General features: G+C 70.3%; 3 protein-coding genes and 2 pseudogenes. 3 read left to right on the plus strand and 2 right to left on the minus strand.

The genetic code is table 11. The annotated features are described in order from the left end of the window. Nucleotides 1–321: pseudogene (locus tag VGE03_RS11745) on the minus strand (anthranilate synthase component I); the annotation flags it as partial. Then, complete coding sequence (locus VGE03_RS11750; RefSeq protein WP_331046660.1) at nt 318–2249, minus strand: peptidylprolyl isomerase; 1932 nt, start codon at nt 2247–2249, stop codon at nt 318–320. The pseudogene VGE03_RS11745 and the gene VGE03_RS11750, both read right to left, overlap by 4 nt. A 137-nt stretch (nt 2250–2386) precedes the next feature. Between VGE03_RS11750 and tpiA the strand changes: the two genes are divergently transcribed. From tpiA to VGE03_RS11765, 3 genes and pseudogenes are all read left to right on the plus strand, one after another. Continuing rightward, nucleotides 2387–3136 (plus strand): triose-phosphate isomerase, encoded by a 750-nt coding sequence (gene tpiA, locus VGE03_RS11755; protein ID WP_331046661.1) that lies wholly within the window; start codon nt 2387–2389, stop codon nt 3134–3136. An 85-nt stretch (nt 3137–3221) separates the two neighbouring features. Next, the gene (gene secG / locus VGE03_RS11760; RefSeq protein WP_331046662.1) at nt 3222–3641 is read left to right on the plus strand and encodes a preprotein translocase subunit SecG; all 420 of its coding nucleotides are present in this window, start codon (nt 3222–3224) and stop codon (nt 3639–3641) included. 146 nt (nt 3642–3787) lie between these two features. Beyond that, nucleotides 3788–4177: pseudogene (locus tag VGE03_RS11765) on the plus strand (CTP synthetase); the annotation flags it as partial.

Consider the following 4177-nt stretch of genomic DNA (forward strand, 5'->3'; position numbering starts at 1 on the left):
GAGCGAGGCGAGGGCGTCGTCTCCGTCCGGCGCGAACCGGCCGGCCGCGATATCGCCGCCGCGCGCCAGTTCCGGCCGCCGGTCCCGGCAGCGCCACACCACGTCCGGCTCACGGGTGATGATCGAATAGCGCCCGTTGACCGCGCCGCCCTCGACCGACTCCAGCAGGAAGGCGTGGGCGCGGCCGCGGCCGACCTTCAGGAAGGCCGAGACCGGCGTTTCCAGATCATCCACCAGACGGCGGACGACCACCTGCGGCCGGTCCGAGGACCAGCCGTCGCGGAAGGCCTGAAAGGCGGCGGCGGAGTCCGTCGAGGTCATTGCGCCCGGGCGGGAGCCGGGGCTCCCGGCTGGGCCGCCGGCGCTTCCGCCGACAGACCCAGGGCTTCACGGGCGCGCGCCTCGCTGAACTCGGCGCCGACCTCGGCCGCGGCCGACTTGATCGCGGCCTCGCCCAGGGCGCCGAGGGTGTCGGCGGACAGGCGCTGGCGGAACGATTCGGCGTTCGGCGCGACGGTGGCGGCGACCGGCGGCGTGATGCGGTCGGTACGGCCGATCACATAGCTGTCTTCCGACTGCTGCTGCGAGAAGACCTGGTTCACCGGGCTGCTGAACAGGCCCGCCAGGACGCCGCGGCCACGGGCCTGATCCTGGGCGTTGATGTTCACGCCGGTCTCCAGGGTCGCGCCGGCCGAGCGGGCGACCGCGGCGATGTCCTCGCCGCCGCGCACGCGGGCGGCCAGACGGTTGGCCAGATCGGTCAGGCGGCGCGAGTTCTCGACCGCCGTCCAGCGGGTGGCGATCTCGGCGCGCAGGCGGGTGTTGCTCAGCGAAACCAGGGCCGGCGGGGTGATCTCGTCGACGCGAACCACGAAATAGCCCTGCTGGCCGTCCTGGACGACTTCGCTCTCGCCGTTGCGGCCGAGCTTCCACATGGCGTCCAGCACCTGCGGCGGCAGCGGGAAGGTCTGCTCTTCCATGCTGCGGCCCTCGCGGGTGACCGGCGGGATGATCAGGGCGCGGGCGCCGACCTCGGCCACGGCGGCCTCAAGGGTCTTACCGCCCTGACGCGCCTTGTCGTAGGCGGTGACGCGGGCATAGACGGCCGCGCGGACGTCCTCGGCGCGCAGTTCCTCGACGATCTGGGGACGGACGTCGGCCAGGGTGATCGGGCGACCCGCGGTCACGCCGGTCAGCTTGGCGACGACGAAGCCGACGCGGGCCTGCACGGGATCCGAAATCTGGTTCGGAGTCATGCCGAACACGGCGGCGGCGACGGCGGGGTCGGTCACGGCCGAGCGCGGACGGTCGGTCTCGACCACCGGCTGCAGGTTATTGGCGCGCGCCACGTCTTCCGGCGACTGGCCGCCACGCAGGGCGGCGGCGATGCGGTCGGCGACGGCCTTGTTCGGGGCGGTCAGGGTCACGAACGAACGGGTTTCCGGCTGCGACAGGGCGTCACGACGGAAGTTGAAGCGCTCCTCGATACGGGCGTCGACGATCTCGCCCTTGCCGTCCTCGGGGTTGGTGAAGACGACCAGGGTGGCCTTGCGGAATTCCGGCAGACGGAAGTCGTTCGGGTTCTGGCGGATGTAGGCGTTCAGCTGGGCGTCGGTCGGGGCGCCGACCGTGCCGGCCATCGCCTGGGTGACGTTGAACCAGCGGCCGTCGCGGGTCTGGGCGACCTGGTTGGCGACGACGGCGCCGTAGATGCGCGGAACGCGGAGGCCGGCCTGCACGGCCGAGCCGTAGTGACGCAGCACGAGCTGGTCCTGCATTTCCTCTTCGAACATCTTCGGCGTCAGGTTCGCCTGCTGCAGCGTCTCGGCGTAGCGCTGCTCGTCGAAGCGACCGGTGACCGAATCGAAGAAGTTCGGGATCAGGCGAATCTGGCGCAGGACCAGTTCCTTGCTCGGGCGGATGCCGGCGTCCCATGCCCACGACATGAAGCCGTACACCTGCGACTGCTGACCCAGCAGGGCGGCGAGGCGGCCTTCGCCGATCAGGTCTTCATAGTCCACCGCGCGACCGGCGCGCTCCTGGGCGGCGTCGCGTTCGCGATCCATGCTGGCGCGGAACTCGGCGGCGTCGACGCTGCGGTTGCCCGCGGAAATCACGTGCTTCGGACCGAAGCTGCCCAGCAGATCGCCCATCTGGGAGCCGCCGGTGACCAGCAGGCCCAGGGCCAGGATGACAAACAGGCCGATGGCCCACTTGGACTTGGCGAATTTGCGGAACGCGGTGAGCATGGTCGATCCTGACGGAAGGGCGGCGATATGGGCCGCATCGGCCTATAGGGCGTGAGAGGCCAGCACGGCAAGACGATGGCGCCGCTTCCTTTTCCGGATGGCTTGGCTTGGGCGTCTCCGCCGCCTACAGAGGCCCAATGAAACAATCCGTGAAGTTGGTCGCCGGCAATTGGAAGATGAACGGTCTGGGCGCGAGCCTGGCCGAGGCGCAGGCGCTGGACGCCGCCCTGAAATCCGAGCCCGCGACGTGCCGTGTGGCCATTTGTCCCCCTGCGACCCTGATCGAGCGCCTCTCGCACGCCTGCGCGGGCGGCGCGGTTGAAGTGGGCGGTCAGGACTGTCGCGCCGAAGCCTCGGGCGCCTACACCGGAGACATCTCGGCGCCGATGCTGAAGGACGCCGGGGCGACGCTGGTGATCCTCGGGCACTCCGAACGCCGTCAGGGGCACGGCGAGACCAACGCCCTGGTGCTGGCCAAGGCGGAGGCCGCGCTGGCGGCCGGGCTGGCGCCGATCATCTGCGTCGGGGAGACCCTGCAGGAGCGCGAGGCGGGCCGGGCGGTCGAGGTGGTGCGGGACCAGGTGATCCATTCGCTGCCGCTGGCGCTGGCCGGACAGGCCTTCGCCGTGGCCTATGAGCCGGTCTGGGCCATCGGCACCGGGCTGACGCCGACGCTGGAGCAGATCGAGGAGGTCCACCGGGCCGTCCGCGCCGCCATGATCGAGCGTCTGGGGCTGGGCGCCGCGGAGCCGCCGATCCTGTACGGCGGCTCGGTCAAGCCGGACAACGCCCGCGACATCCTGTCGACGCCGGAAGTGGGCGGCGCCCTGGTGGGCGGGGCCTCGCTGAAGGCGGCGGACTTCCTGGGCATCATCCGGGCCGCCTGATCGGCCGTGCCTATTCCCTAATCCCTTCCCCGGTGATAGAGCCCGCCGCTTGATCGGCGCGGGTGCGCCACACATATCGGCCGTCATGCTCCAGATCATTCTTCTCGTCGTCATGATCCTCATCTCGATCGCGCTTGCGGGCGTGGTCCTGCTGCAGCGCTCCGAAGGGGGCGCGCTGGGCATGGGCGGCGGCCCGTCGGGCTTCATGACCGCCCGCGGCGCCGGCAATCTGCTGACGAAGACGACCTGGGTGCTGGCCACCCTGTTCTTCGTCTGCGCCCTGTCGCTGACGATCCTCGGCAATATCGAGCGCGCCAACCGCTCGATCGTCGACGCCGACTCGATCGGTGATCTGGCGACCCCGCCGCCGTCGGCGCAGCAACAGCAGCAGGCTCCGGCCCAGGATCCGGCGGCTCCGGCCCAGCCGGCCGCGCCGACCCTGCAGGACCTCGAGTCCAGCCTGACGGCCGCTCCGGCCCCGGCCCAGCCCGCTCCGGCCGAATAAGGATGGGCGGGGACCGCATCCCCGCCTTCCTCTCCCGCCCTCAAAGTCTTCGCAGTCCAGGGGCGCGCCTTGCGCGCCCCTTCGTCCACATGTTTGCCGAACCGCAGGCCATCCGGCGGTCCGAATCAGCGGTAAGGTGACCCCCCATGGCCCGTTACGTGTTCATCACTGGCGGCGTGGTTTCCTCATTGGGAAAAGGCCTCGCTTCCGCCGCTCTCGGCGCGCTCCTGCAGGCGCGCGGCTACAAGGTCCGGCTGCGCAAGCTCGACCCCTATCTCAACGTCGATCCGGGCACGATGAGCCCGTATCAGCACGGCGAGGTCTTCGTCACTGACGACGGGGCCGAGACTGACCTCGACCTCGGCCACTACGAACGCTTCACCGGCGTCTCGGCGGCGAAGTCGGACAACATCACCACCGGCCGCATCTATTCGACCATCCTCGAGAAGGAGCGCCGCGGCGACTATCTGGGCGCGATGGTGCAGGTGATCCCGCACGTCACCGACCAGATCAAGCGGTTCTGCCTGACCCCCGCC

The sequence above is a fragment of the Brevundimonas sp. genome (genome assembly GCF_036400995.1).
Lineage (GTDB): Bacteria > Pseudomonadota > Alphaproteobacteria > Caulobacterales > Caulobacteraceae > Brevundimonas.

What these genes read in the sequence shown, in the direction of transcription:
- VGE03_RS11750 (WP_331046660.1), bottom strand. Translation starts at nt 2,249, where the DNA reads ATGCTCACCGCGTTCCGCAAATTCGCCAAGTCCAAGTGGGCCATCGGC.
- tpiA (WP_331046661.1), top strand. Translation starts at nt 2,387, where the DNA reads ATGAAACAATCCGTGAAGTTGGTCGCCGGCAATTGGAAGATGAACGGT.
- secG (WP_331046662.1), top strand. Translation starts at nt 3,222, where the DNA reads ATGCTCCAGATCATTCTTCTCGTCGTCATGATCCTCATCTCGATCGCG.